This window comes from Tepidimonas sp. HKU78, assembly GCF_049860815.1.
Taxonomy (GTDB): Bacteria; Pseudomonadota; Gammaproteobacteria; order Burkholderiales; family Burkholderiaceae_C; genus Tepidimonas.
The window spans coordinates 1,897,651-1,922,045 of sequence record NZ_CP187547.1 but is presented as its reverse complement, the minus strand read 5'-3'; the positions used below and the strand labels follow the sequence as shown (position 1 = coordinate 1,922,045).

19 protein-coding genes are annotated in these 24,395 nt (G+C 68.5%); 11 read left to right on the top strand and 8 right to left on the bottom strand.

What is annotated here, in order from left to right; translation table 11 throughout:
* Nucleotides 1-157: 157 nt before the first annotated feature.
* Nucleotides 158-2,038 carry a GGDEF domain-containing protein gene (locus ACPYIS_RS09615; RefSeq protein ID WP_425973511.1) on the top strand — a complete coding sequence of 627 codons (1,881 nt, stop codon included), beginning with the start codon at nucleotides 158-160 and terminating at the stop codon, nucleotides 2,036-2,038.
* On the opposite strand, the gene ACPYIS_RS09610 is transcribed toward ACPYIS_RS09615, so the two are convergent.
* A complete protein-coding gene (locus tag ACPYIS_RS09610) occupies nucleotides 2,011-4,416 on the bottom strand; it encodes a DNA internalization-related competence protein ComEC/Rec2 (RefSeq protein WP_425973510.1) in 2,406 nt (801 codons plus the stop codon). The two genes, ACPYIS_RS09615 and ACPYIS_RS09610, sit on opposite strands and share 28 nt — an antisense overlap.
* 102 nt (nucleotides 4,417-4,518) lie before the next feature.
* On the opposite strand from ACPYIS_RS09610, the gene ACPYIS_RS09605 reads away from it, so the two are divergent.
* Nucleotides 4,519-5,412 carry a transglutaminase family protein gene (locus tag ACPYIS_RS09605; RefSeq protein WP_424859430.1) on the top strand — a complete coding sequence of 298 codons (894 nt, stop codon included), beginning with the start codon at nucleotides 4,519-4,521 and terminating at the stop codon, nucleotides 5,410-5,412.
* 49 nt (nucleotides 5,413-5,461) lie between these two features.
* Complete coding sequence (locus ACPYIS_RS09600; protein ID WP_424859431.1) at nucleotides 5,462-5,932, top strand: RidA family protein; 471 nt, start codon at nucleotides 5,462-5,464, stop codon at nucleotides 5,930-5,932.
* A 33-nt stretch (nucleotides 5,933-5,965) separates the two neighbouring features.
* On the opposite strand, the gene parC is transcribed toward ACPYIS_RS09600, so the two are convergent.
* A complete protein-coding gene (gene parC, locus ACPYIS_RS09595; protein WP_424859432.1) occupies nucleotides 5,966-8,380 on the bottom strand; it encodes a DNA topoisomerase IV subunit A in 2,415 nt (804 codons plus the stop codon).
* A gap of 101 nt (nucleotides 8,381-8,481) precedes the next feature.
* Between parC and ACPYIS_RS09590 the strand changes: the two genes are divergently transcribed.
* Complete coding sequence (locus ACPYIS_RS09590) at nucleotides 8,482-8,865, top strand: diacylglycerol kinase (protein WP_424859433.1); 384 nt, start codon at nucleotides 8,482-8,484, stop codon at nucleotides 8,863-8,865.
* Between the two features lie 10 nt (nucleotides 8,866-8,875).
* On the opposite strand, the gene ACPYIS_RS09585 is transcribed toward ACPYIS_RS09590, so the two are convergent.
* The 3 genes from ACPYIS_RS09585 to ACPYIS_RS09575 all read right to left on the bottom strand — a co-directional run bounded on the left by ACPYIS_RS09585 (nucleotide 8,876) and on the right by ACPYIS_RS09575 (nucleotide 12,647).
* Nucleotides 8,876-10,564, bottom strand: a complete 1,689-nt coding sequence (locus tag ACPYIS_RS09585) for a phosphoethanolamine transferase (RefSeq protein WP_424894589.1) — start codon at nucleotides 10,562-10,564, stop codon at nucleotides 8,876-8,878.
* A 35-nt stretch (nucleotides 10,565-10,599) separates the two neighbouring features.
* Nucleotides 10,600-11,883 carry a sensor histidine kinase gene (locus ACPYIS_RS09580; RefSeq protein WP_424894588.1) on the bottom strand — a complete coding sequence of 428 codons (1,284 nt, stop codon included), beginning with the start codon at nucleotides 11,881-11,883 and terminating at the stop codon, nucleotides 10,600-10,602.
* Nucleotides 11,884-11,969: 86 nt separating this feature from the next.
* Nucleotides 11,970-12,647, bottom strand: a complete 678-nt coding sequence (locus ACPYIS_RS09575; RefSeq protein WP_424859437.1) for a response regulator — start codon at nucleotides 12,645-12,647, stop codon at nucleotides 11,970-11,972.
* A gap of 129 nt (nucleotides 12,648-12,776) precedes the next feature.
* On the opposite strand from ACPYIS_RS09575, the gene ACPYIS_RS09570 reads away from it, so the two are divergent.
* Both ACPYIS_RS09570 and ACPYIS_RS09565 read left to right on the top strand, forming a co-directional pair.
* Nucleotides 12,777-13,598, top strand: a complete 822-nt coding sequence (locus tag ACPYIS_RS09570) for a phosphatase PAP2 family protein (RefSeq protein ID WP_299018980.1) — start codon at nucleotides 12,777-12,779, stop codon at nucleotides 13,596-13,598.
* Nucleotides 13,599-13,653: 55 nt separating this feature from the next.
* A complete protein-coding gene (locus ACPYIS_RS09565) occupies nucleotides 13,654-15,189 on the top strand; it encodes an ArnT family glycosyltransferase (protein WP_424894587.1) in 1,536 nt (511 codons plus the stop codon).
* On the opposite strand, the gene ACPYIS_RS09560 is transcribed toward ACPYIS_RS09565, so the two are convergent.
* Entirely contained in the window at nucleotides 15,159-17,144 is a 1,986-nt protein-coding gene (locus ACPYIS_RS09560; protein WP_424859440.1) for a DNA topoisomerase IV subunit B, read from the bottom strand. The genes ACPYIS_RS09565 and ACPYIS_RS09560 overlap by 31 nt on opposite strands.
* Nucleotides 17,145-17,569: 425 nt before the next feature.
* Here ACPYIS_RS09560 and ACPYIS_RS09555 point away from each other — a divergent pair, with 425 nt between their 5' ends.
* From ACPYIS_RS09555 to bamC, 5 genes are all read left to right on the top strand, one after another.
* Nucleotides 17,570-18,802: an MFS transporter gene (locus tag ACPYIS_RS09555; RefSeq protein ID WP_424859441.1), complete on the top strand. Its 1,233-nt coding sequence runs from the start codon at nucleotides 17,570-17,572 to the stop codon at nucleotides 18,800-18,802.
* A gap of 62 nt (nucleotides 18,803-18,864) precedes the next feature.
* Nucleotides 18,865-19,032 (top strand): hypothetical protein, encoded by a 168-nt coding sequence (locus tag ACPYIS_RS09550; RefSeq protein ID WP_299018972.1) that lies wholly within the window; start codon nucleotides 18,865-18,867, stop codon nucleotides 19,030-19,032.
* A 2-nt stretch (nucleotides 19,033-19,034) separates the two neighbouring features.
* Complete coding sequence (locus ACPYIS_RS09545; RefSeq protein WP_424894586.1) at nucleotides 19,035-19,631, top strand: class I SAM-dependent methyltransferase; 597 nt, start codon at nucleotides 19,035-19,037, stop codon at nucleotides 19,629-19,631.
* A 72-nt stretch (nucleotides 19,632-19,703) separates the two neighbouring features.
* Entirely contained in the window at nucleotides 19,704-20,588 is an 885-nt protein-coding gene (dapA, locus tag ACPYIS_RS09540; protein WP_424859443.1) for a 4-hydroxy-tetrahydrodipicolinate synthase, read from the top strand.
* Between the two features lie 39 nt (nucleotides 20,589-20,627).
* On the top strand, nucleotides 20,628-21,755 hold the full coding sequence (bamC, locus tag ACPYIS_RS09535; RefSeq protein ID WP_424859444.1) for an outer membrane protein assembly factor BamC: 1,128 nt from the start codon (nucleotides 20,628-20,630) through the stop codon (nucleotides 21,753-21,755).
* 10 nt (nucleotides 21,756-21,765) lie between these two features.
* Here the strand turns inward: bamC and ahpF are convergent, their stop codons facing one another.
* Together ahpF and ahpC are read right to left on the bottom strand one after the other, a co-directional pair.
* Entirely contained in the window at nucleotides 21,766-23,358 is a 1,593-nt protein-coding gene (ahpF, locus tag ACPYIS_RS09530; protein WP_424859445.1) for an alkyl hydroperoxide reductase subunit F, read from the bottom strand.
* Between the two features lie 102 nt (nucleotides 23,359-23,460).
* Nucleotides 23,461-24,024 carry an alkyl hydroperoxide reductase subunit C gene (gene ahpC, locus ACPYIS_RS09525; RefSeq protein WP_424859446.1) on the bottom strand — a complete coding sequence of 188 codons (564 nt, stop codon included), beginning with the start codon at nucleotides 24,022-24,024 and terminating at the stop codon, nucleotides 23,461-23,463.
* Nucleotides 24,025-24,395: the final 371 nt, after the last annotated feature.

Genomic DNA, 24,395 nt, shown 5'->3' with positions numbered 1-24,395 from the left:
TCTTTCATCCGTACTTGGGGTCGACCTCACCGGGGCGGCAGCAAAAACCGCGCCAGACCCGGTGCGGCGCGCGCCGCGGCTGATTCATGAAACTGACATCCAGGCGCATTATCGTGATGGCTGGTCTGTTTCGAACCGTGCTCCCATGATACTGAGCGTGCCTGCACCATCGGCGCCTCCCGACCCCAACAGCGTGCGCGCCCTGCTGAGCGCGGGTGGGCTGCACACGCACGTGCAGCCGATCGTCGATCTGGCCGCGCGGCGGGTGGTGGGCCACGAGGCGCTGGTTCGCACGCCGCCCGGCTGCGCTTGGCGCAGCCCCGACACCCTGTTCGCAGCGGCGCGCCGCGAGGGCTGCACGCTCGAGTTGGAACACGCCTGTGTACAACTGGCGCTGGCACGGCGCAGCACGGAACCCGGCATCGGGCAGTTGTTCGTCAACCTCAGCGCCGATGCGCTCGTGCACGGTGCGCTGCAACAGTGGCGGGGTGGCCCGGCAGAACCCTCGACGATGACGGCCAATGCTGGCGGCGGGACGGCGGGAGACTTGTCGGGCGTCGTGCTCGAATTGACCGAGCACCAACTGGTGCACGACGTCGACGCGGTGCAGGAGGCGCTGTCGGAGTGGCGTGCCGCCGGTGCCGCCCTGGCACTGGATGATTTTGGCGACGGCCGCTCCAGCCTGCGCTTGTGGTCGGAGCTGCGGCCCGAGTTCGTCAAGATCGACAAATATTTCGTACGCCACGTGCACCTGGAGAGCCACAAGCTCAAGACGTTGCGCGCGCTGCAGCAGCTGGCCGAAACGTTTGGCTCGCGTCTCATCGCCGAGGGGGTGGAAGAGACCGACGAACTGATGGTGCTGCGCGACATGGGTATCCCCTTGGTACAGGGCTACCTGCTGGGGCGGCCCCAAGCCACGCCGCGCACCCTGGTGCCGGAGGAAGCGCTCACCGTGCTGCGCAGCCGGGAGATCGCGGTCCTGCCACAGGAGCGCCAGATCGGCAATCGTGGCTTGACGGCACGGTCCCTGCTCATCGACGCACCGGCGCTCGACGCCCATGCCAGCCACGACGAAGCGATGGCGATGTTTCGACGCCACCCGGACCTGCATGCGTTCGCCCTCGTGGACAAAGGCCGCCCGATCGGGTTGATCACGCGCCAGACCATGCAGGAGCTGGCGCTGCAAAACCGCTATTTCCGCGAGCTGTACGGACGCCGACCGTGCCGGGTGCATGCCAACAAAGACCCGTTGTGCGTGGACATCCACACCCCCATCGAGCAGCTCACTCAAGTGCTGATGTCGCCCGACCAGCGCTACCTGCGCGACGGCTTCATCATCACCGAAAACGGTCACTACGTCGGCATGGGCACGGGTGAACAGCTGGTGCGGCGCGTCACCGAAGCGCGCATCGAGGCCGCGCGCCACGCCAACCCACTGACCTTCCTGCCGGGCAACGTGCCGCTGACCCAACACATCGAGCGCCTGCACCAACACGGCGCACCGTTTGCGGCCTGCTACGCCGACTTCAATCACTTCAAGGCGTTCAACGACCATTACGGTTACTGGCGCGGCGACGAGATGATCCGCACCCAGGCCCGCTGCTTGAGCGAGGCGTGCGATCCGCGGCGCGACTTCATCGGCCACGTGGGCGGCGACGATTTCGTGCTGCTGATGCAAAGCCCCGACTGGCGCGAGCGCCTCGAGCGCGCGGTGCAGCAGTTCAACCAGGCGGCGCGCGAGCTTTACGACGAAGAGGCGATCGAGGCTGGCGGCATCCATGCCGAGGATCGGCACGGTGTGATGCGCTTTCATGGCTTTACCACGGTCAGCATCGGCGTCGTGGTGGTGCACCCTGGCCGCCTGCGCAGCGCAGAGGACGTGGCCAACACCGCCGCCGTTGCCAAACACCACGCCAAGCAGGCCCGACTGGGCATTTACGTGCTGGATGAGCGGGCGGCGCCGGACGGACAAGCGCCCGAGCCCGCGACGGCCGGGGGACACGCACCCGCTCAGTCCGGCGCTGACGTCAGCCAGTAGCGGCGCACCCGCTGGCGCTCGCACGACAAGCTGGCGCTGGCCTCGCTGCGCCAGGTAATCGCGCCACAGGTGGCCGTGTTGGCCCAGGTGAGCGAGCGCTCCTGCAAACGTTGCACCACATCCGGGTGGGGATGTCCATAGCGGTTGCGCCAGCCCGACTGAATGGCCACCGCCGCCGGCTGTAGCCTGTCCAGCCACGCCGCACTGGTCGAGGTGCGGCTGCCGTGGTGGGCCGCCACCAGCAAGCCCGCGCGCAGGTGCGGATAGGCGGCGATCAACGCCGCTTCCTCCGCCTGCGTGATATCACCGGTCAGCAACGCGGCCTGCTCACCGCTGCCGACCAGCAGCACGCACGAGCGGGCATTGTCGCCATCGGGCCCGGGTGCACCATACTCTGGTGTCGGTGGATGCAAAAAGACAAACCGCACCCCATCCCACTCCCAGCTGGCGCCCGCGGCGCAGTGCTGCACTGGAATCGACACCCGAGGGGCGGCGTCGAACGAGGCCCACCATTGCGCGCCGGGATACCGTCGCGCCAGCGTCGCCATCCCTGCGGCATGGTCGCTGTCGTCGTGACTGATGACGATCGCCGTTGGCTGCGCACCCAGCGCGCGCAGCCAGGGCAGCAGCACACGCTCGGCCGCATCGCTGCGCCCCAGCGGCGGGCCGCTGTCGAACACCAGCGTGTGGCGCGCCGTGCGCACGATGGCGGCACCGCCCTGACCGACATCGGGCAGCAGCACCTCGAACGCCCCGTGTGCGGGGGCGGGCGGCTGAAACGCTAGCGCAGGCCACAGCAACCACGCGCCCCACGCGCGCCAGCGCCAGGGCAGCCGCCACACCAGCAACACCGCGCCCAGGCACGCCAGCGCCGCCAGCGGCAGCGGCACCGCGGGGCGCTCCCACACCGCCCAGGGCCACTGCGCCATCCCATGCAACAGCACCATCAGTGCCCGTGCCAGCCACGCGGCCCAATCCCACAGCAGGGGCAGCATCACGCCCGCCAAGGCCAGCGGCGTCAGTACCAGCGTCACCCACGGTATGGCCACCGCATTGGCCACCAGCCCGACGAGCGAGACCTGTCCGAACAACAACAAGGTCAGCGGCGCCAGCGCCACCGTGATGAGCACCTGCACGGTGAGCAACTGGCGCAGCGCCTGCCATGCCCGCGCCGCCATGCTGACCTCTGGCGCGGGGGCGGGACCCAAGCCGAACAGCACCCCCACCGCCACGAAACTCAACCAAAACCCCGGCTGCAGCACGGCCCAAGGGTCGATCGCGAGGGCCGCCGCCATGGCCGCGAGCCAGACCGCCGGCCACGGCCAACGACGACCGCTGAGCTGCAGCGCCACCACCACCGCCAGCATCGTCACCGTGCGCTGTGCCGGTACCCCCCAGCCCGCAAACAGCGCATACGCCAGCGCCAGCCCCACCCCGCCCACGCCCGCCGCGACGGGCACGGGACAAGTCAACAGCCACCGCGGCCAGCGGCGCCCGACCGCGCGCCACACCACCCCCACGACCGCCGTGGCGAGCACAGCAAACATCGTCACATGCAGGCCGGAAATGGCGACCAAGTGTGCCACGCCCGTCGCCCGAATGGCCGCCCAGTCGGCCGCCGGGATGGCCCCCTGGTCACCCGTGACCAGGGCGGCGATCAGACCGGTCGCGGCAGCGCCGTGGGGCGCCGCCAACCGCTCGACAATCGCGTCGCGCACCAGCGTGCGCGCCCGCGCGACCGGGTGGCGCCACTGCTCATCGTGCAAGGGGTGCGGCGCCGCCCAGCGACCGCTGTGGAGCACGCTACCGGTGGCGGCCACGCCCTCGCGCCACAGCCATGTCTCGGCATCGAAGCCGTACGGATTGGCCAACCCCCGGGGTGCCCGCAGCCGCAGCCAGCCGCGCCACGCCTGCCCCGGCATGACGCGCGGCGGCCCCGCGCGCGAGTCGCCACCCGGCGCCAGGCGCCATGTCAAGCGAACGACGCCGGCGATCGGCACGGCATCTCCCTGCGGGGTATGGGCAGATAACAGGGTGGCATCGAACACCACACCGTCGGCGTGTCGCGCCGGCAGGTCTTGAACGCGCCAGACGGCCTGCACCGTCGCTCCATCCCAGGCCCGGGCCAACACCCGCTGGGTGTGGTCCACGGCGCGGCCGCCGGTGCTGGCAAACGCCAGCAACGCCGCGGCGCACCCCACGGCAACGGCGGGCCAGCGTGATTGGCGCCCTCGCCCGATCGCCAGCGCCAGCAAGACCACCCCCACTGCCGCTACCGAGCCGTAGGCAAGCAAAGGCCACAGGGCCGGTTGTGCCAGCTGCGCTAGGGTACCCGCGACCCAGCCCAGCAACGCGGGCACCCACAGCCGACGCGCCACGCACCCCCTGGACACCACCACTGCGCCTCCTCCCTCGTCGACCACCGCCCCGTGCCGTGGTGCTCGCCGGTACCACGGGCGGTTTGCGGCATTATCGCGGGCATGCGTCTGCAGATCCGCCACCTGACCCGCTACCGGTACGAACACCCCGTGGTGTCGTCGCAACATGTGGCCATGTTGTGCCCCCGCGACGGCTTCGGGCAGCGACGGCTGTCGCACACCCTACAGATCGACCCTGCACCGGCACAGCGGCACGACGACATCGACGCCTACGGCAACCGCCGCACCCACTTTGCCATCGCGCAGCCCCACACCGAGCTGGACGTGCTGGCCGAGTCGATGGTCGAAACCCAGCCGCCCGCCCAACCGACCGATGATCAGCCGTGGGAAGCGCTGCAGCGCCAGCTGCAGCGCGGCGCGGATGCCACCTCCCGCGTGCTGCAGCCGTACACGATGGCTTCGCCACATGTGGGGCCTGACGCACTGGGCGACCCAGAGTTGCGCGCCTACACGCTGCAAAGCCTCGTCCCGGGGGGCGGCTGGTTAGATGGCTGCCGCGATCTGGCCACGCGGCTGCACCGCGACTGGACGTATGCCCCCGGTAGCACGCGGGTCGATACCCCGCCGCTGCAGGCGTTTCGCCAGCGTGCGGGCGTGTGCCAGGACTACGCGCACGTGATGATCGCGGCGCTGCGCGCGCTGGGCTTGCCGGCACGGTATGTCAGCGGCTACGTCTGGAACGAACCGCCACCTGGCCAGCCGCGGCTGCTGGGGGCCGATGCGTCGCACGCTTGGGTGGCCGTCCCCCATGCGGGGCGCTGGTTTCACCTCGACCCCACCAACCACCGCTGGGGCTGGGACCGACCGGATGAGGGTTTCGTCACCTTGGCGTTTGGCCGGGACTACGGCGACGTCTCGCCACTGCGCGGCACGCTACAGGGTGGCGGCGCGCACACGCTGGAGGTCGCGGTCAGCGTCACCGCCGCCAGACCATGACCCGTGGCAGTGCGGGTGACTAGAATCGGGCGGCGAAGGAGTACCACACATGAGTGTTTACACCCGCCTGCAACACCTCGGGCTAACCCTGCCCCCCGTGGCGGTTCCCGCTGCGGCTTACGTGCCTTTCGTCCAAACGGGTCGGCTGGTCTTTTTGAGTGGCCACATCGCCAAACGCGATGGCAAACCCTGGGTGGGCCAGCTGGGTCTGACCATGACCACCGAAGAGGGTCAAGCGGCCGCGCGCGCGGTCGCCATCGACCTGCTGGGCACGCTGGAGGCGGCCTGCCGCGCCGCGGGCACCACGCTCGACGGCGTGCGGCGCATCGTCAAGGTGCTCAGCCTGGTCAATTCCACCCCAAGCTACACTGAGCAGCACCTGGTCACCAATGGTTGTTCGGAGCTGTTGGGCCAGGTCTTCGGCCCCGAGGTGGGCGCGCACGCGCGCAGCGCCTTCGGCGTGGCCCAACTGCCGCTGGGCGCGTGCGTCGAAATCGAGCTCATCACCGAGCTGGCCTGAGCGTCCCCAATCCGCGCGGCAGCGCGGTAGCGCTCAGAGCACCCGCAACACGCGCTGCGGCTTGAAACCGAAGCGCACGTCGCGCCCCTTGCGGCCGCGCGCGGCCAGCGCGTTGTGCAGGCTGCGCGCCTCCAGCACCTCGGCGCGCGGCTGACCGCTGCGGGCCACCCCGTCGATGCGCACGCTGCGCGCGTAGGCAGCCGCACCGACCAGCGTATCGCCGCGCTCCAATCCGATCAGCAGCAAGCCGCGGCCGCCCTTGGGTTGGACCTTGAGCTCGTCGATCTCAAACGTCAACAAGCGGCCACTGGCCGAGACGACGCACACATGGGTGGCGGGCTCGGGCGCACGGTCTTCCCCTTCCAGCCGCGGGGGCGACACGACGGCGGCGCCATCGGCGCCGGGATACTGCACCCGCCCGTGGCCGCGCACGGGTGACGGCAGACACGGCGCCTCGCCCTCGGCCAGCGTCAAAAAGGCCTTGCCCCCGCGCTGACGGGTCGTCATGTCCTCCACCGTCGCCAACAACCCATGACCGCCACTGCCGCTGAGCAGCCAAGTCGACGCAGCGGCTCCCGCCAGGAAGTGCACCGGTTGCGTGCCGGGCTCCAGGTCGATGAGCGTGGTGATGGGCTGGCCGTCGCCGCGCCCGCCGGGCAGACTCGCCACCGGCACGCTGTAGACCCGGCCGTTGCTGCCCAGCACGATCAGGGTGTCGACGGTGCGGCACTCGAACGTGGCGTACAGCCCGTCGCCCGCCTTGAAGCCGAACGCCATCGCCTCGTGCCCGTGGCCGGTGCGCGCGCGCACCCAGCCCTTGGCGGAGACAACCACCGTCACCGGCTCGTCCACCACGCGGATCTCGGCCACCGCCTTCTTCTCGGGCTGGATGAGCGTGCGGCGCGCATCGCCAAAGGTTTTGGCGTCGGCCTCGATCTCGCGCACCATCAGCCGGCGCAAGCTGGCCGGGTTGCCCAGCACGTCTTCCAGCCGGCCCTGCTCTTCGCGCAGCGCCTGCAGCTCTTGCTCGATGCGAATCGCCTCCAGCCGCGCGAGTTGGCGCAAGCGGATTTCCAGGATGTCATCCGCCTGCTGCCCGGTCAGCGCAAAGCGGGCCATCAAGGCCTGCTTCGGCTCGTCGCTGGCGCGAATGATGGCAATCACCTCGTCGATGTGCAGCAGCACCACCTGCCGCCCTTCCAGGATGTGGATGCGCTCGAGCACCTGTTGCAGGCGCTGGCGCGAGCGGCGCACGACCGTGTCCTGCCGGAACGCGATCCAATCGGCAAGGATCTGCCGCAACGACTGCAGCCGCGGCTTGCCATCGCGCCCCACCACCGTCAGATTGATCGGCACCGACGTCTCGAGGCTGGTGTGGGCCAGCAGCGGCGCGATCAGATCGGCCGGCGCCAGACGGCTGCTCTTGGGCTCGAATACCAGCCGCACCGGTGCCTCCTTGCCCGACTCGTCGCGCACGCCGTCCAGCACCGCCAGCAGGCTGGCCTTGAGCTGCAATTGCTCGGGCGTGAGCGCCTTTTTGCCCGGGCGCACTTTCGGGTTGGTCGCTTCCTCGATCTCCTCCAACACACGCTGCGCGCTCACCCCCGGCGGCAGTTCCGTCACCGCCCACTGCCACTGGCCACGCGCCAGTTCCTCGATCGTCCAGCGCGCGCGCACTTTCAGGCTACCGCGGCCGCTGCGGTAGGCGTCTCGGATCTCTGCCGGCGTGCTGATGATCTGGGCGCCACCGGGAAAGTCGGGGCCGGGCAAATACGCGAACAGCTCGTCGTCTGCGAGGTCGGGATCCTTGATCAGCGCCACGCACGCATCGGCCACCTCACGCAGGTTGTGGCTCGGGATCTCGGTGGCCAGCCCCACGGCGATACCGCTGGCGCCGTTGAGCAGCACGAACGGCAGGCGCGCGGGCAGTTGGCGCGGCTCCTCGGTCGAGCCGTCGTAGTTGGGCACGAAGTCCACCGTGCCCTGGTCAATCTCATCCAGCAGCAGGGTGCTGATGCGGCTCAGGCGCGCCTCGGTATAGCGCATGGCCGCCGCCCCATCGCCGTCGCGGCTGCCGAAGTTGCCCTGGCCATCGATCAAGGGGTAGCGCTGTGTGAAGTCCTGCGCCATGCGCACCAGCGCGTCATACGCGGCTTGGTCGCCATGGGGGTGAAAGCGCCCCAGCACGTCGCCCACGACACGCGCGCTCTTGACCGGCTTGGGTGGTGCGGTGCGGTTGGGTCCGCCCCAGCCCAGCCCCATGCGCTGCATCGCGTATAGGATGCGGCGCTGTACCGGCTTGAGGCCGTCGCACACGTCGGGCAAGGCGCGGCCCTTGACCACGCTCAACGCATATTCCAAATAGGCGCGCTCGGCGTAGGCGGCCAGGCTGTCGGGGTCGTCAGCGCGGTCGGTGCGCGGCTCGGGGGGCAACACGGTCATGGACATGCTTTATTGTCCCTCGAATCGACGCCGCCGCTTGCTCTACACTGCAGCGCGTCGCCACCATCCACCCGATCGCCGCCGCTGTCGGCACGGTACGCAATTCCATGGCTCGACTCCCTCCACCCAAGCGCCGCGGGCTGTCACGCCTGTGGCATGCCACCCAGTATTCGATCGATGGCCTGCGTGCCGGCTGGCACGAGCCCGCGTTCCGGCAGGAACTGCTGCTTGGCGTGCTGTTGCTGCCCGCGGCTTGGCTGCTGGGGCGCACCTGGGCTGAGATGGCGCTGCTGGTGGCAGTGGTGATCCTGGTGTGGGTGGTCGAGCTGCTCAACACCGCGGTGGAGTCGGTGGTCGACCGCATCGGACCCGAATGGCACGCGCTGGCCAAACGCGCCAAGGACATGGGCAGCGCCGCGGTGCTGCTGTCCCTGCTGCTGGCCGGGGGCGTGTGGGGCGCGGCGTTGTGGACCTGGTGGCGTAGCGCCTAGGCGGACGCTCTCACGACCGGCACGTGCGCAGCAAATCCCGCTCGGAACGGTAGGCGTGGGTCCGGATGTCCCACACCCCGAGCAGGGTGTGAAAGACGTCGTCGTGCGAGGCTGGCTTGACCGCGCGCCGCTGTAGACATTCCCACGACAGCCCCAGTCGTTCGCGCATCGCATCATTGGCCCACACCAACATCGGTACGTGTGTTTGCTCGCGCGGCGCCAGCGCGTAGGGCATACCGTGCAAATAGACCCCACCTTCCCCCAGCGATTCGCCATGGTCGGACACGTACCACAGCGCCGTCGGCCCGGGGCGCGCGCGCAGCCACTCGACGAGTTCGGCCAGCACATGGTCGGTGTAGTACAGCGTGTTGTCGTAGGCGTTGACGATCGCTTGGCGGTCGCACGCCTGCAACTGGTTGTTCGTGCACTCAGGACGAAACGGTTTGAACGCCGGCGGGGTTCGCTTGTAGTAGGCCGGTCCGTGGCTGCCCATCATGTGCAGCACCGCCACGGTTCCCACCCGGCGCCGCGCCGGGTCGAGCGCCGCTAGCGATGAGGGCAGTTCGCGCAGCAAGACCTCATCCCAGCATTCGTCGCCGCGGCACAGGTCGGGCAGCCCCAAGCGATCGGTGCGGCGGGTGGGCACTCGGTTGCACACCCCCTTGCAGCCGGACTGGTTGTCCAGCCAGGTGACGGCCAGTCCCGCACGTTGCCAAACGTCGAGCAGGTTTTCTTGCCGCTGCGGTGGCGTGCGGGCATCGCGGCCGTCTGGGCTGAACAAACAGGGCACCGAGGTCGCGGTGTCGGTGCCGCACGAGGTGGTTTGTGCAAAGTACACCAACTCGCCTCGCGCCTGTAGCGCCGCCAGGCGCGGCATCGTGGGACGAGGGTAGCCGCCCAAGCTGACGTTGGCGGCACGCGCCGTCTCGCCCACCACCAGGAGAACCAAGGGTGCTTCATCAGCGCGAGGCGCTGCTGGCAGGGGTTGCACATCGGCCCCCACCGGGAGCAAGGGCGTCGATGCACCCGCGGCAGGTAGCCGCCCAGCGGCGTAATGAACCACCCCATAGATGGTGTTGTAGGGGTTGATGCGATAACGCAGCCCGCGGTCGTTGCGCATCAGCGAGGCCAAATCCGCAAACGTCAGCCACAGGGCCAGCCCCGCCAGTACCAGCCCCCCGACCGCGAAGGCCGCGCGCCAGGCAAGTGCCCGCCGCCACGGCCAGGGCCGCCACGGCAGCCGCCACCACAGCCAGCCGGGCAGCAGCACGCCCCCCACAACCACCACCCCCAACGCCGGGGTGAGCAGATCGGCACTCTCGCGCAGGTCCGTCTCCAACACGTTGGTCACCATGGCGCCGTCGATCACCACGCCGTACGCCAGCATGAAGTAGCTGGGAATGGCTACCAGTATGATGAACACGAGCCCCAGTGGGCGACGCACCGGCCCCGCGGCCAGCAGGGCCAGCACCGCCAGATTGACCCCAACCAGGGCCACCGCCCATGCCAGCATCACCCACCACGCCCGCATGCCCAACGCAGCCGTGTGGTCCCAAACGGCCATCCACAGCGACACATTGCCCGGCACGGCGAGCCACACGGCCAGCACCGCCAGCGCCACGGCGGGATGCCAGCCGAGGGCGGCTTTGGGTTGAGCATCGGCAGTAGCGGTCATCAACGTCAGCGCAGGTACGGTCATGGCGGCGAGATTGCCCGCACTGAATTATGGCCGCCTTAACGCACTGCCCCCCGCGGCCAGCGCAGTTGATATGCCGTCGTCCACGAGGGCGGTGGCTCGACGCGCTGCAGGAGGGCGCCTTCGCGTTCGGCGATGCGCTGCACCAAGCCCAGCCCCACCCCCAGCCCGCCGCGGTCGGACGCCGCCTGCAGCGCGCGCTGCGCCGCGCCCCCGTCGTCCACCACCTGCAGTACCACCGCCCCGTCGGGCTCGCAGCCCAGCCGCACATCGACCCGCGAGCCACTCGGGGTATGGCGCAGCGCATTGTCCACCAGATTGCGCACGGCCAGGTGGATCAGCGTGGGATGCCCCCAGACGATGGCGGGCTGCAGACGCGTCTGCACATGCTGGCCGCGCGCGTCGACCATGGGTTGCAAGCGTGCCACCACCTCACGCACCAGTGCCGCCAGATCCACCGGCTCGGCCGGCTCGGCACCCGGCGCGTCCGCTCGGGCCAACGCCAGCAGTTGGGTGAGCAGCTCGCCCGCGCGCAGCGCCTCTTGCTCGACTTGCACCAGCGCCGCCTGACCCTCGGGGATGTGTGGCTGGGTGCGCGCCAGGCGCGCTTGCCACACCAGCGCCTGCAGCGGAGAGCGCAGCTCGTGTGCCACGTCGGAGGTAAAACGCCGCTCGCGCTGCCACAAGGCATGCAAGCGTTGCACCAGATCCTGTAGTGCGCGCTGCACCCGCAACAGCTCCTCATGGCACTGCACGGGCCAGTCCATGGGCTGCCCGGGCTCCGAGCCGCGCAGCCGCTCGGCCAGCCGCGTCAGCGGCCGCAGGCCGCGCCGGATCGCCCACGCCAGCAGCAGCGCCAGCACGGGCAGCAACACCACTGCCGGGCGGACCAAGTGCGTCGCGATGTCGCGCCCCAGCGCAGGATGGCGGCTGGCGTCCAACCCGACGGCGACACGGCGCGCCCCCTGCTGTGCCACCAACCAGCGCCAAGGACGACGCCGATCACCGTCCGGCAGTTCCCACGTGTGGTAGCCCACAGGGGCGTCGGCGGGCAAACGGGGGGCCCAGCCGTGCGAGTCCCACACCAGATCGCCCTGCTGCCACAACACCACGTGGACGTCGGGCGCATAACGCTGGGGCGGCTGGGGCATGCTCGGCTCGGCATCGGAGAACCGTGGCGACGCTACTCGGTCTGCAGATGACGGCAGGGGCGCCTGCAGCCACAGCCGTGCCATCGTGGCCAACTGACCGTCGGTGACCTCTTCGGCCTCGTGCACGCCCGTGACGTAGGCCGCAGCCACCAGCACCACCCATGCGAGCAACAACGCTCCCAGTACCCACGCCCACAGGTACCGCCACAACCGTGGCGCGCGCCCCGGCGCTCCGTCAGACCCTGGGCCCACCCCGCTCACGACTGCATCGCCTCCTGCGCTGCGGGCATGCGATACCCCACACCGCGCACGGTTTCGATCCACCCACTGCCCAACTTACGCCGCAGATGGTGGATGTGCACCTCCAGCGCGTTGCTGTCCACCAGCTCGTCGAAACCATAGAGCGCCTGCTGCAGCCGCTCTCGGGTGACGACGTGGCCACGCGCCCGCAGCAGGGCCCACAACAGGGCGTATTCCTTGGCCCGCAGGGCAACGGGCCGTCCATGCAGCGAGACGGCGCGCGCCGCCGGGTCCAGCACCAAGGGCCCGATGCGCCACAGCGGTTGCGCTTGTCCGGCACCGCGGCGCAGCGCCACCCGCAACCGCGCCAGCAATTCCTCCGGTGCAAAGGGTTTGACCAAGTAATCGTCGGCACCGGCATCCAGCCCCACCACGCGCTGCGGCAGCGCATCGCGCGCGGTCAGCACCAGCACCGGCGTCGTTCGGCCGTCGGCACGCCAGCGTTGCAGGCCCACCAACCCATCGCCGTCTGGCAACCCCAAATCGAGCAGCACCGCATCGAACGACTCCACCGCCAGTGCCGCCTCTGCACACCCCAGCGTCGCGCACACGTCGCACGCGTAGCCCTCGGCCCGCAACAGCGCGGCCAAGCCCTGTGCCACGGCGGCGTCGTCTTCCACGATCAGGATGCGCATGCCATCGAAGTCGAAGGTCGTTTAAGGCGGGTTTAAGGCCATGGCTTTGCAATGTCCTTAACGCGCCATCCGATTGTCACACGGGCCCGGCACGATGCCTACCCGCGCGCCGCCCATCACACCCATCCCATGTCATCACGCCCATCCTGGCCCACCTCCCGCCACCGCACCCTGTGGGTCGGCCTGACCTGGCTGGCACTCATCATGGCCATCGCATGGCTGCGCCAGCCCCCGCTGGCACAGGCCAGCCTACTGGCCACGCAAACGTGGACGCGCCTGGTGCCCGACACGTGGTGGCACGCTCTCACCTGGTTGGGTGACGCCCATTGGGCACTGGCGCTGTGGTGGTTGTCGCTCGCCTGGATCGGGCAGCCGCGGCAGGCGCTGGGCATCGCCGCCTGGGGCGCACTGCCCACCATTACCATGGTACATGTCACCAAAGCCTGGGTCACCTCGCCCCGCCCCGCCGCCGTCATGCCCGAGGGGCTGTTGCACGTCATCGGCCCCGTGCTCAAGATGGGCAGCTTTCCCTCCGGACACACGGCCACGGCCTTTTATCTGGCCGCGGCGTGGGCCTTGTCGGTCGGCCCCGGACGGCGGCAACGATGGGCTTGGGGCTTGGCCGTCGGAGTGGCCGCCGCCGTCGGCTTGTCGCGCGTGGCAGTGGGCGCGCACTGGTGGGCGGACGTGCTGGCAGGCGCAGTGGTGGGGATATGGGGTGCTGCGCTGGGTTGGCTGGGCCAGCGGCACTGGGGCCATGCGTGGCCCCGTCTCTCGTGGCAACGGACTGGCCCCGTGGTCGCACTGGCACTGGCCGTGTCTCTGTGGTGGCGGCCAGTTCCTGCCGATGTCGTGTTGGTCTCACACGCCCTGGGCGCGTTGCTCGCGGGCTGGGGTGCATGGAAAATGTCGCACCGTTTGCGCCCGCATCCAACTGTCTATGCCGACTGAGCCAGCCGCCCGCGTCCGCTCGCACCTTGACCCCTGGGTCATTTTGTTGCCGCTCTTGGCTTTCGGTCTGGGTCTCGGCTGGCCCCCGCTGTTCGATGTCGACGAAGGCGCATTCGCGGAAGCCACGCGCGAAATGCTGCAGCGGCGCGACTGGATCGCCACTTGGCTCAACGACCAACCACGCTACGACAAGCCCATTTTGATTTATTGGTTACAGGCACTGGCCGTGGCGGTACTGGGTCCCAGCGAATGGGCGTTTCGCGCCCCGTCCGCGCTGGCTGCCTGTGCTTGGGCATGGGCAGTGTGGGTTTTTGCCCGCCCGCGTCTGGGCCATGACGCTGCACGGCTGGCACTGGCCATGGTCTGCACCGCGTGGGGGCCGTGGATCATCGGCCGCGCGGCGACGGCCGACGCGCTGTTGAATCTGTGGTTGACACTCGCTGGCCTGGACATCTGGCGCTACCTCGAAGTCCACCCCGGGGAAAACCGCGTGGCCTTGCGGCGCGCCTACGCCTGGGTGGCGTTGGGCCTGCTGACCAAAGGGCCTGTGGCCGCCCTGGTGCCGGCCGCAGCGGCCGCCGTGTACTGCCTGTCGCGGCGCGAGTTACGGCCGCTGTGGGTCGCCGCGCGCGACCCCTGGGGCTGGTTGCTGCTGCTGGGTATCGCCGGTCCCTGGTATGCCGCCATCCTGGCCACGCATGGTCAAGCCTTCATCGACGGCTTCATCCTCAAACACAATGTCCAGCGCTTTACCCACACGCTCGAGGGCCACGGCGGCAGCCTCGTGTACTACGTGGTCATGCTGCCGCTGCTGTTGGCCCCCTGGAGCCTGCGCCTGCCCGGCACGATCGCGCGCCTGCGGCAGGACTGGCAAGACCCCTTGGCGGTTTACCTGTGGGGTTGGGCGTTGTTTGTGCTGGCATTTTTCTCGCTGTCGGGCACCAAGCTGCCGCACTACGTGCTCTACGGCAGCACGCCGTTGTTTCTGCTGCTGGCGCGCCACTGGGGCAGCGGCGGACGGCTACCCCTCTTCGGTGCCGTGGCCCTGCTGGGACTCTGGCCAGCGCTGCCGTGGCTGACCGTGATGCTGGCCGAGCGCGCGAGCAACGGCTACTACGCCGATCAACTGCAGCTGGCACTGGCGCTGGCGGGTCCCGGGTACTGGGTCGTGACGCTGGGCGCTGCGGCGCTCGGTCTGGCGCTGCTCGCCTGGCGCCGCGGGTCCACGGCGACGCGCATGATGGCGCTGGCCGCGCTGCACACGCTGGTGCTGGCGCTGGCCGTCGCGCCTTGGGCGGGGGAGGTGTTACAAGGCGCGGTCAAACGAGCGGGGCTGCAAACGCGTGCTGCTGGTGTGTCCGCCGTGACGTGGCGCTTCGACGCCCCGAGCTTCAGCGTCTATCGGCAAGCCGTCACGCCACGGCGCGAGCCCGCCGTGGGCGAATGGGCCCTGACCCGAAGCGACCGGGATCCACCGTGGCCTGCCCGCGAGCACGACCGGCGTGGCGGCGTCGTGCTGCTGGAGCGGCTGCCCGATGGGCCCGCGACACCCGGCGCCGCTCAAACGTCGACCTCGACCGCATCCCCATAGCGCTCCAGCAGCTCCCGGCGCGCGGCGGCCTCACCCTTGCCCATGAGCTGGCCAAAGCGCTCGGCAGTGCCCGCGGCGTCCAGCGCCCCCAACGTCACCGGCCACAGCCGGCGCGTGTCCGGGTTCAGTGTGGTGTCCCACAGCTGCTCGGCGCTCATTTCTCCCAGCCCCTTGAAGCGGCTGATCTGACACTTTTCGCGCGGCACGCCCTCCTTGGCGCATTTGTCCAGGATCGCAGCCAGCTCGCCCTCGTCCAGCGCGTAGAACTTGCCCGCGGGCTTCTTGCCGCGCGCGGGCACGTCCACCCGGTACAGCGGCGGCCGGGCCACGTAGACGTGCCCCGCCTCGATGAGCTTGGGAAAGTGGCGAAAGAACAGGGTGAGCAGCAGCACCTGGATGTGCGAGCCATCCACGTCCGCGTCGCTCAGGATGCAGACCTTGCCGTAGCGCAGGCCACTCAGATCCACATCATCACCAGGGCCGTGCGGATCCACGCCGATGGCCACCGCGATATCGTGGATCTCGGTGTTGGCAAACAGCCGCTCGCGCTCTACCTCCCAGGTGTTGAGCACTTTGCCACGCAGCGGCAGCACCGCCTGAAACGTCTTGTCGCGGCCCATCTTGGCGCTGCCGCCAGCGCTGTCGCCCTCGACCAGAAACAGCTCGTTGCGCGCCAAATCGCGGCTTTCGCAGTCAGTGAGTTTGCCCGGCAGCACCGCCACGCCCGAGCCCTTGCGCTTTTCCACCTTCTGCGCGGCTTTCTGGCGGCTTTGCGCGGTGCGAATCACCAGCTCCGCCAGGCGCTTGCCGTGCTCCACGTGCTGGTGCAGCCACAACTCCAGCGCCGGGCGCACGAACGACGCCACCAACCGCAGCGCGTCACGTGAATTGAGCCGCTCCTTGATCTGCCCCTGAAACTGAGGATCGAGCACCTTGGCCGACAACACATAACTGGCGCGCGCGAACACATCCTCGGACAGTAGCTTGACCCCTTTGGGCAATAGGGCATGCAGCTCGATGAAGCTGCGCACGGCCTGGAACAGCCCTTCGCGCAGCCCGCTGTCGTGCGTGCCGCCGGCCGGGGTCGGAATCAGGTTGACATAGCTCTCGCGCACCAATGGGCCGTCCTCGGTGAACGCGACCGCCCAGGCCGCGCCTTCGCCCTCGGCAAAACTCTCGTGTCCCGCCTCGGCGTAGCCCTCACCCTCGAACAGCGGGATGATCGGCTCGGCAGCCAGCGTCTGCAGCAGGTAGTCGCGCAAGCCCCCTTTGTACTGCCACGTCTGCGTCTCGCGCGTTTTTTCATTCACGAGCGTGACGCTGACGCCCGGCATCAGCACCGCCTTGCTGCGCAGCAGGTGGGTCAACTCCGCCAACGGCAGCGCCGTGCTGTCGAAATAGCGCGCATCCGGCCATACACGCACCGTGGTGCCTTGGCGGCGCTCCCCAGCTTCGAGCGGACGGCGGGTGAGCGGCTCGACCACCTCTCCCCCGGCAAACGCCATGCGTGCCACATGCCCGTCGCGGTGGCTGGCCACCTCCAGCCGCGCCGCCAGCGCGTTGGTCACGCTCACGCCCACGCCATGGAGCCCGCCCGAGAAGCTGTACGCGCCCCCCTGTCCCTTGTCAAATTTGCCCCCCGCGTGCAGCCGGGTAAACACCAGCTCCAGCACCGGCACGCCCTCCTGCGGGTGCAGGCCGTGCGGGATGCCGCGCCCGTCGTCTTCCACGCTGACCGAGCCGTCCGCGTGCAACGTGACACGAATGCGCTTGCCAAACCCCGCCAGCGCTTCGTCGGCGGCGTTGTCGATCACCTCTTGCACGATGTGCAGTGGGCTGTCGGTGCGGGTGTACATGCCCGGGCGCTGCTTGACGGGCTCCAGCCCTTTGAGCACCCGGATCGAGGCTTCGGCATAGCCGGGAGTGGCGCCCGGCGCAGGGGAGGATGCAACCATGGCGGCCGATTGTAGGGGCGCGCTCGGCCCCGTCCGGGGGGCTTGACAGCGCCCCAACCGATGGTGTTGTGCACAGAAACGCGACACCGGCTGTACGCGTATCGATGCGCTGGACGCCCCTTGTTTGCACCGCAGCGCACTCGGAGAATATTGCACCACGTTGTTTTATTTGGTATTTTTTGATGCTCAAAAAATAGGCAATCTGTTCAAGGCCTTGACGGATGCGGCTTTGCGATCGCTGGCCACGGCTTGCCCACAAAGTTATCCACAAGAAATTGGGACAACGGCGAAGACGCCCAACGACACAAGGACTTGCCGCGCATCGCTGACATCGAATCTGCAGCGGTGGCGCCAAATCCCGCCTCGATGGACGGGCGCGACAGCTTGCCCACCCGGCCACGGGGGGCTTGCGCTAGACTGCGCGGATGTCTTCTCGCGCCCGCCTGGGCGCCGTGCAGGTCCTGCTGTGCGGCGCGTTGATCGTCACGTTCTCCATGGGCATCCGCCACGGCTTTGGCTTGTGGCTGCAGCCCATCACGCAAGCCCAAGGCTGGTCGCGCGAGACCTTCGCGCTCGCCATGGCCATCCAGAACCTAGCGTGGGGCGCATTCGGCATCTTCGCGGGCATGCTCGCAGACCGGTTCGGGGCGTTTCGCGTGCTGGTCGCGGGCGCGGCGCTGTACGCGCTCGGGCTGCTGGGGATGGCGCTCGCCACGTCCACCCTCGTGTTCGCGCTGACCACCGGCGTGCTCATCGGTGCCGCGCAGGCAGGCACGACCTACGCCATCATCTATGGTGTGATCGGGCGGCAAATCGCGGCCGAACGGCGCTCGTGGGCCATGGGCGTGGCAGCGGCCGCCGGGTCGTTCGGGCAGTTTCTGATGGTGCCGGTGGAAGGCTGGCTGATCACCACGCTCGGCTGGCAAGCCGCGCTGCTGGCACTGGCGGCAGCGGTGCTGCTGATCGCCCCGCTGGCCTGGGGGCTGCGCGAGCCGGACTTCGCCGCTGGCGCGTCCCCCGCGCCCCGGGAGCAGACCATCGCGCAAGCCCTGCGCGAGGCGTTCGGCTACCGCAGCTTTCAGCTGCTGATGGCGGGCTACTTCGTCTGCGGCTTCCAGGTGGTGTTCATCGGCGTGCACATGCCCAGCTATCTCAAGGATCAGGGCCTGTCGCCCCAAGTGGCCAGCACGGCGCTGGCGCTCATCGGCTTGTTCAACGTGTTGGGCACCTATGCGGCCGGCGCCTTGGGCCAGCGCATGGCCAAGCGCAAAATCCTCTCGGCCATCTACGCGCTGCGCTCGGTGGCGATCGTGCTCTTTTTGACCGCCCCGCTGACGCCCTGGAGCGTGTACCTCTTCGCCGCCGCCATGGGGGTGCTGTGGCTGTCTACCGTGCCACCCACCAACGCCATCGTGGCACAGGTGTTCGGCGTGGCGCACCTGTCGATGCTGGGCGGCTTCGTCTTCTTCAGTCACCAGGTCGGCAGCTTCATGGGGGTGTGGCTCGGGGGCTTGCTCTATGACCGCACGGGTAGCTACGATATCGTGTGGTGGATATCGATCGCGCTGGGCGTCTTCGCCGCGGCCGTCAACTGGCCCATTCGAGAGGAACCGATCCGTCGCGGCCCGGTGCCGCTGGTGGGTCAGGCGGCAGCCTGACACCCGCCGCGCGGTGGGTGCCCAGGCGCCTGTCCGCTCTTTTCCTTCATCATCGTCGTCCCATGTCTGAACCTCGCGCCACCTGCCCGCCCGCCGCTGTCGCCGGTGTGGCCGCGCCGCGGCTGCTGGCTTGGGGGGTCGCACTGGGCGTGTGTGGCCTCGTGTTTACCTGGTACCAGCAACCGGATTTTCTGTTCACCCTGGCCGACCGGCTCTGGAACTGCTTCTGACGATGCCGCACGCCGACGACCTGCCGCCCTCGGACTGGATCACGCGCTTCGCGCCCGTGTTGCGATCGCTCGCGCAGCCGTCCCACGCCCCGCTGCAAGCACTCGATCTGGCCTGCGGCAGCGGTCGCCACACGCGTTGGCTGCTGACGCAAGGCTGCCACGTCACCGCCGTCGACCGTGATGCCGCCGCTCTGGCCCGCCTGGCCGATCGGGTCGGCCAAGCCGGGACGACGATGCTGACATGCCTGGAAGCCGACCTCGAAAACGCCCCCTGGCCGCTGCCGGGACGCACCTTCGACATCGTCGTGGTGACGAACTATCTGTGGCGCCCGCTGCTGCCGCGTATCGTCGAGTCGGTTGCCATCGGCGGCGTGCTGCTGTACGAGACGTTCGCCCAAGGCAACCAGACGGTGGGACGGCCCGCGCGTCCCGATTTTTTGCTCGCACCGGGTGAACTGCTGCAGGCGTGCGCGGGGTTGCGCGTCATCGCCTACGAAGACGGCTACCTGCACGCCCCACCACGCTTCGTGCAACGCATTGCCGCCGTGCGCGAGCGCCCGTGGCCGCCCGACGCCCCGCCCCGCTACCCCCTCGACTGACCGACCGATTCCGCCCCGCGGGCTGGTTAGAATGTCCGCTGGATTTTCGAACGTCACCCGCCACAACACGCCATGAAGCCCATCACCGGCAGCATCGTCGCCCTCGTCACCCCGATGCACGAGGACGGCAGCGTCGACTACGACACCCTGCGCCAGCTCATCGACTGGCACATCGACCAAGGCACCGACTGCATCGGTGTCGTGGGCACCACGGGTGAGTCCCCCACCGTCAGCGTGGAGGAGCACTGCGAAATCATCCGCGTCGCGGTCGAGCAGGCGGCGGGGCGGTGCCCGATCATGGCGGGCTGTGGGGGCAACTCCACGCGCGAGGCCATCGCGCTGGCCGAGTTCGCGCGCAAGGTCGGCGCCGACTGCCAGCTCCAGGTCGTGCCGTATTACAACAAGCCCACGCAGGAGGGGATGTACCAGCACTTCAAGGCCATCGCCGAAGCCACCGGTGACCTGCCCATCGTGCTGTACAACGTGCCCGGTCGCACCGTGGCCGATCTGCTGCCCGAAACGGCGCTGCGGCTGGCCCAGGTGCCCGGCATCGTCGGTATCAAGGAAGCCACCGGCAACATCGAGCGCGCCCAGTGGCTCATCCGCGAAAAGCCCGACCACTTCGCCGTCTACTCCGGCGACGACGCCACCGCCGTCGCGCTCATGCTGTGTGGCGGCCAGGGTAACGTCAGCGTCACGGCCAACGTGGCCCCGCGGCTGATGCACGAGCTATGCATGGCGGCCATTGCAGGCGACGTGCGCACCGCGATGCGCATCCAGATGCAGCTGCTGCCGCTGCACAAACAACTGTTCGTCGAGGCCAACCCGATTCCCGTGAAGTGGGCGATGGCGCGCATGGGCCTGTGCGGGCCGACGCTGCGCCTGCCCATGACGCCACTGTCCGCCACCCACCAGCCTGCCGTCGAGGCGGCGCTGCGCGCCAGCGGTCTGATCTGAGCCCGACTCGCCCGAAACGCCCAGCCCAAGGGAACCGACATGCACGCCTCCCACCGTCCCCGTTTCGCTGCCGCGTGGCGGCCCGCCCTCTTGACGCTCGCCGCGCTCTTGGCCAGCGGCTGCTCGGTGCTCGAAGAAACCCGCATCGACTACAAAAGCGCCAAACAGATCAACACGCTGGAGGTGCCTCCCGACCTGACCCAACTGGCGCGCGACTCGCGCTACGCGCTGCCAGGGGCCACTGTCACGGCATCGGGCTATCAGGCCACGGCAGCGGCCCGGCCCTCCGGGGTCGCCGCCCCCGTGCAAATCGGCGACGTGCGCATCGAGCGCGCCGGCAACCAGCGCTGGCTGGTCGTCGACCGAGCGCCCGAGGTGCTGTGGCCCGCGCTGCGCGATTTCTGGCAAGAAAACGGCTTCCTGCTCACACTGGATCAGCCGCAGCTCGGCCTGATGGAGACCGACTGGGCCGAAAACCGCGCCAAGATTCCGCAAGACATCATCCGCTCGACCATCGGCAAGCTGTTCGACAACCTGTATTCGACCGGCGAGCGCGACAAATTCCGCACCCGGGTCGAGCGCAACGCCGCTGGCGGCAGCGAAATCTACATCAGCCACCGCGGCATGGTCGAGGTCTACACCACCGACCGCAAGGACAACACCGTCTGGCAGCCACGCCCAGCCGACCCGGAGCTGGAGGCTGAATTTCTGCGCCGCCTGATGGTCAAGCTGGGGGTGAGCCAGGAACAGGCCAAGGCCACGATGGCTGCCCAGGCCAATCCGCCGGTGGCCCGCGTCGAAACGGTGGATGGGATGCCCGCCGTCGTCATCGACGAAAACTTCGACCGTGCTTGGCGGCGTGTGGGCTTGAGTCTCGATCGCAGCGGCTTCACCGTCGAAGACCGCAACCGCGCCGAGGGCATGTACTTCGTGCGCTACGTGCCGCCCGACGAAGGCAGTGCGGGCAAAGAGCCCGGCTTTTTCGGGCGTATCACCGGCTGGTTCAGCCGCTCGGATTCGAGCACCAGCGCACCCGCGCGTTACCGCATCCGGGTCGCCACCAGCGGCGAGCGCAGCACCGTCACCGTGCTCGACGCCAATGGCCAACCCGATCGTTCGCCCGCCGCGCAACGCATCGTGCAGCTGCTGGCGGCGGACATGAAGTGATGGGCGGCGCTCAGGTGGCAGCCGCTGCCACCTCTGGTTGGGGCTGCGGCGTGCGAATCAGGTAATCGAACGCCGACAGCGCCGCCTTCGCACCCTCCCCCGCGGCGATCACGATCTGCTTATACGGCACGGTCGTGCAATCGCCTGCGGCGAAGACGCCCGGCACGTTGGTGTGGCCCTTGGCGTCGACGACGATTTCGCCGTAGCGGTTGCGCTCCACCACGCCGTCGAGCCATTCCGTGTTGGGCACCAGGCCAATCTGCACGAAGACCCCCTCCAGCGGCAGCACGTGCTCCGCGCCGCTGGCGCGGTCGCGCCAGCGCAGGCCCGTCACCCGCTGGCCGTCGCCCTGCACCTCGAGCGTCTGCGCTTGCGTCAGCACGGTCACGTTGGGCAGACTGCGCAATTTGCTGACCAACACCGCATCGGCTTTGAGCTGATCGGCAAATTCCAACAGCGTCACATGCTGCACGATGCCTGCCAGATCGATGGCCGCCTCCACACCAGAGTTGCCGCCGCCGATGACCGCCACGCGTTTGCCCTTGAACAGCGGACCATCGCAGTGGGGGCAGTACGCCACGCCGCGGTTTTTGTATTCGGCCTCGCCCGGCACATTCAGGTTGCGCCAGCGCGCGCCCGTGGCCAAGATGACGCTGCGGGCCTGCAGTGCCGCCCCGTTGGCCAGACGCACGCCGATCCAGCCACCGGGTGGCTCGGCGGGCTGCAGTGCCGCCACCGCTTGTCCGTTCATTAGGTCCACCTCATAGTGGCGCACCTGCGCTTCCAGCGCCGCGGCAAAGCGGGGGCCATCCGTTTCCAGCACCGAGATGTAGTTCTCGATCGCCAACGTGTCGTTGACCTGGCCACCGAAGCGCTCGGCCACGAGTCCGGTGCGAATGCCCTTGCGCGCCGCATACACCGCCGCCGCTGCCCCGGCCGGCCCGCCGCCCACGATCAGCACGTCGAATGGGTCCTTGGCCGCGATCGCCGCGGCCGCGCGGGCCTGCGCACCGGTGTCGAGCTTGGCCACGATCTCCTCGAGCGACGTGCGGCCGGAGAGAAACACCTCGCCATTGCGCAGCACCAGCGGCACCGCCATCACGTTGCGCTGCTCCACCTCGGCGGGGAAGAGCGCGCCATCGATGACGGCGGTGTGCACGCGCGGGTTCAGAATCGCCATTAGGCTGAGCGCTTGCACCACGTCCGGGCAGTTGTGGCACGACAGCGACATGTACACCTCGAAGTGGTGCTCGCCGGGCAGCGCACGCACCTGCTCGATCAGTTCTGGCGCCACTTTCGGTGGGTGACCGCCGGTCCACAGCAGCGCGAGCACGAGCGAAGTGAATTCGTGCCCCAGCGGGACCGCCGCAAAGGTCAGGTCCGGGCCGCCGTCGGGGCGACGCAGCGCGAACGACGGGCGGCGCGACGCCTGTCCGTCGAAGCGGGCAGTGATTTTCCCGTCCGACAGGCGGGCGATGGTGTCGAGCAACTGCCGCAGCTCGGTCGAGCTGGCCGAGTCATCTAGCGTCGCCACCAGCTCGAACGGCTGCTTGACGTGTGTAAGGTAAGACTGCAATTGGGTCTGAAGTTGGGCGTCGAGCATGGGTTCTCTCCTGGGGGGGCGATGGGGCGGGTGGACTGGGTCAGCCGGCGGGGCGATGGCGCCCCACCATGCACCCGGCGCAGTTGGCCGGGGCTTGACGATTTAGATCTTGCCGACCAGGTCCAGCGACGGCGCAATCGTCTTGGCGCCTTCGTTCCACTTGGCCGGGCAGACTTCACCCGGGTGTTCGGCCACGTACTTGGCGGCCTTGAGCTTGCGCAGCGTCTCCTTGACATCACGCGCGATGGCGTTGTCATGGATTTCGGCCGTCTTGATCACGCCTTCGGGGTTGAGGATGAAGGTGCCGCGCAGCGCCAGACCTTCCTCATCGATGTGCACGTCAAACTGACGGGTGAGCTGATGCGTCGGATCGCCAATGAGGGGGAACTTGGCTTTGCCCACGGCAGGCGACGTTTCATGCCACACCTTGTGCGAGAAGTGCGTGTCAGTGGTGATGACGTACACCTCGGCGCCCAGCTTTTGGAACTCGGCGTAGTGCTCCGCCGCGTCCTCCACCTCGGTCGGGCAGTTGAAGGTGAACGCCGCGGGCATGAAGATCAGCACCGACCAGTGGCCCCTGAGCGACTGGTCCGTGATCTCGACGAACTTGCCATTGTGAAACGCTTGCACTTTGAAGGGTTGAACTTGCTTGTTGATGATGCTCATAGAGCGCTTCCTTTCTTGAGACGGGTTGAACACTGACAACCACGATAGCGGTACGGGACATCCGTACCAACACCGATATTATAGACATAAACAATCGTTACGCTGTATTGATAGTTTCTATTGTCCGCATCGACTCGCGCTATGTATACGTAATACGACTCACTCTTATTTGTGGTAAAGTATGGATTCACCAATCGACTCAACTCGGTATCATGCGCATCGCTGCTGTGGCACGTGCGGCCCGCGCGACGCGCCATTGACCACCTGCGCCGCCTGCCCAGCAAACCAGCCCGCTAGTGGCGCAAAGCGGCACGTGCAGAGAAAACGATATACAACTCGGTAATGCGCTTTGCGTTCCTGCCCTCCTCGCC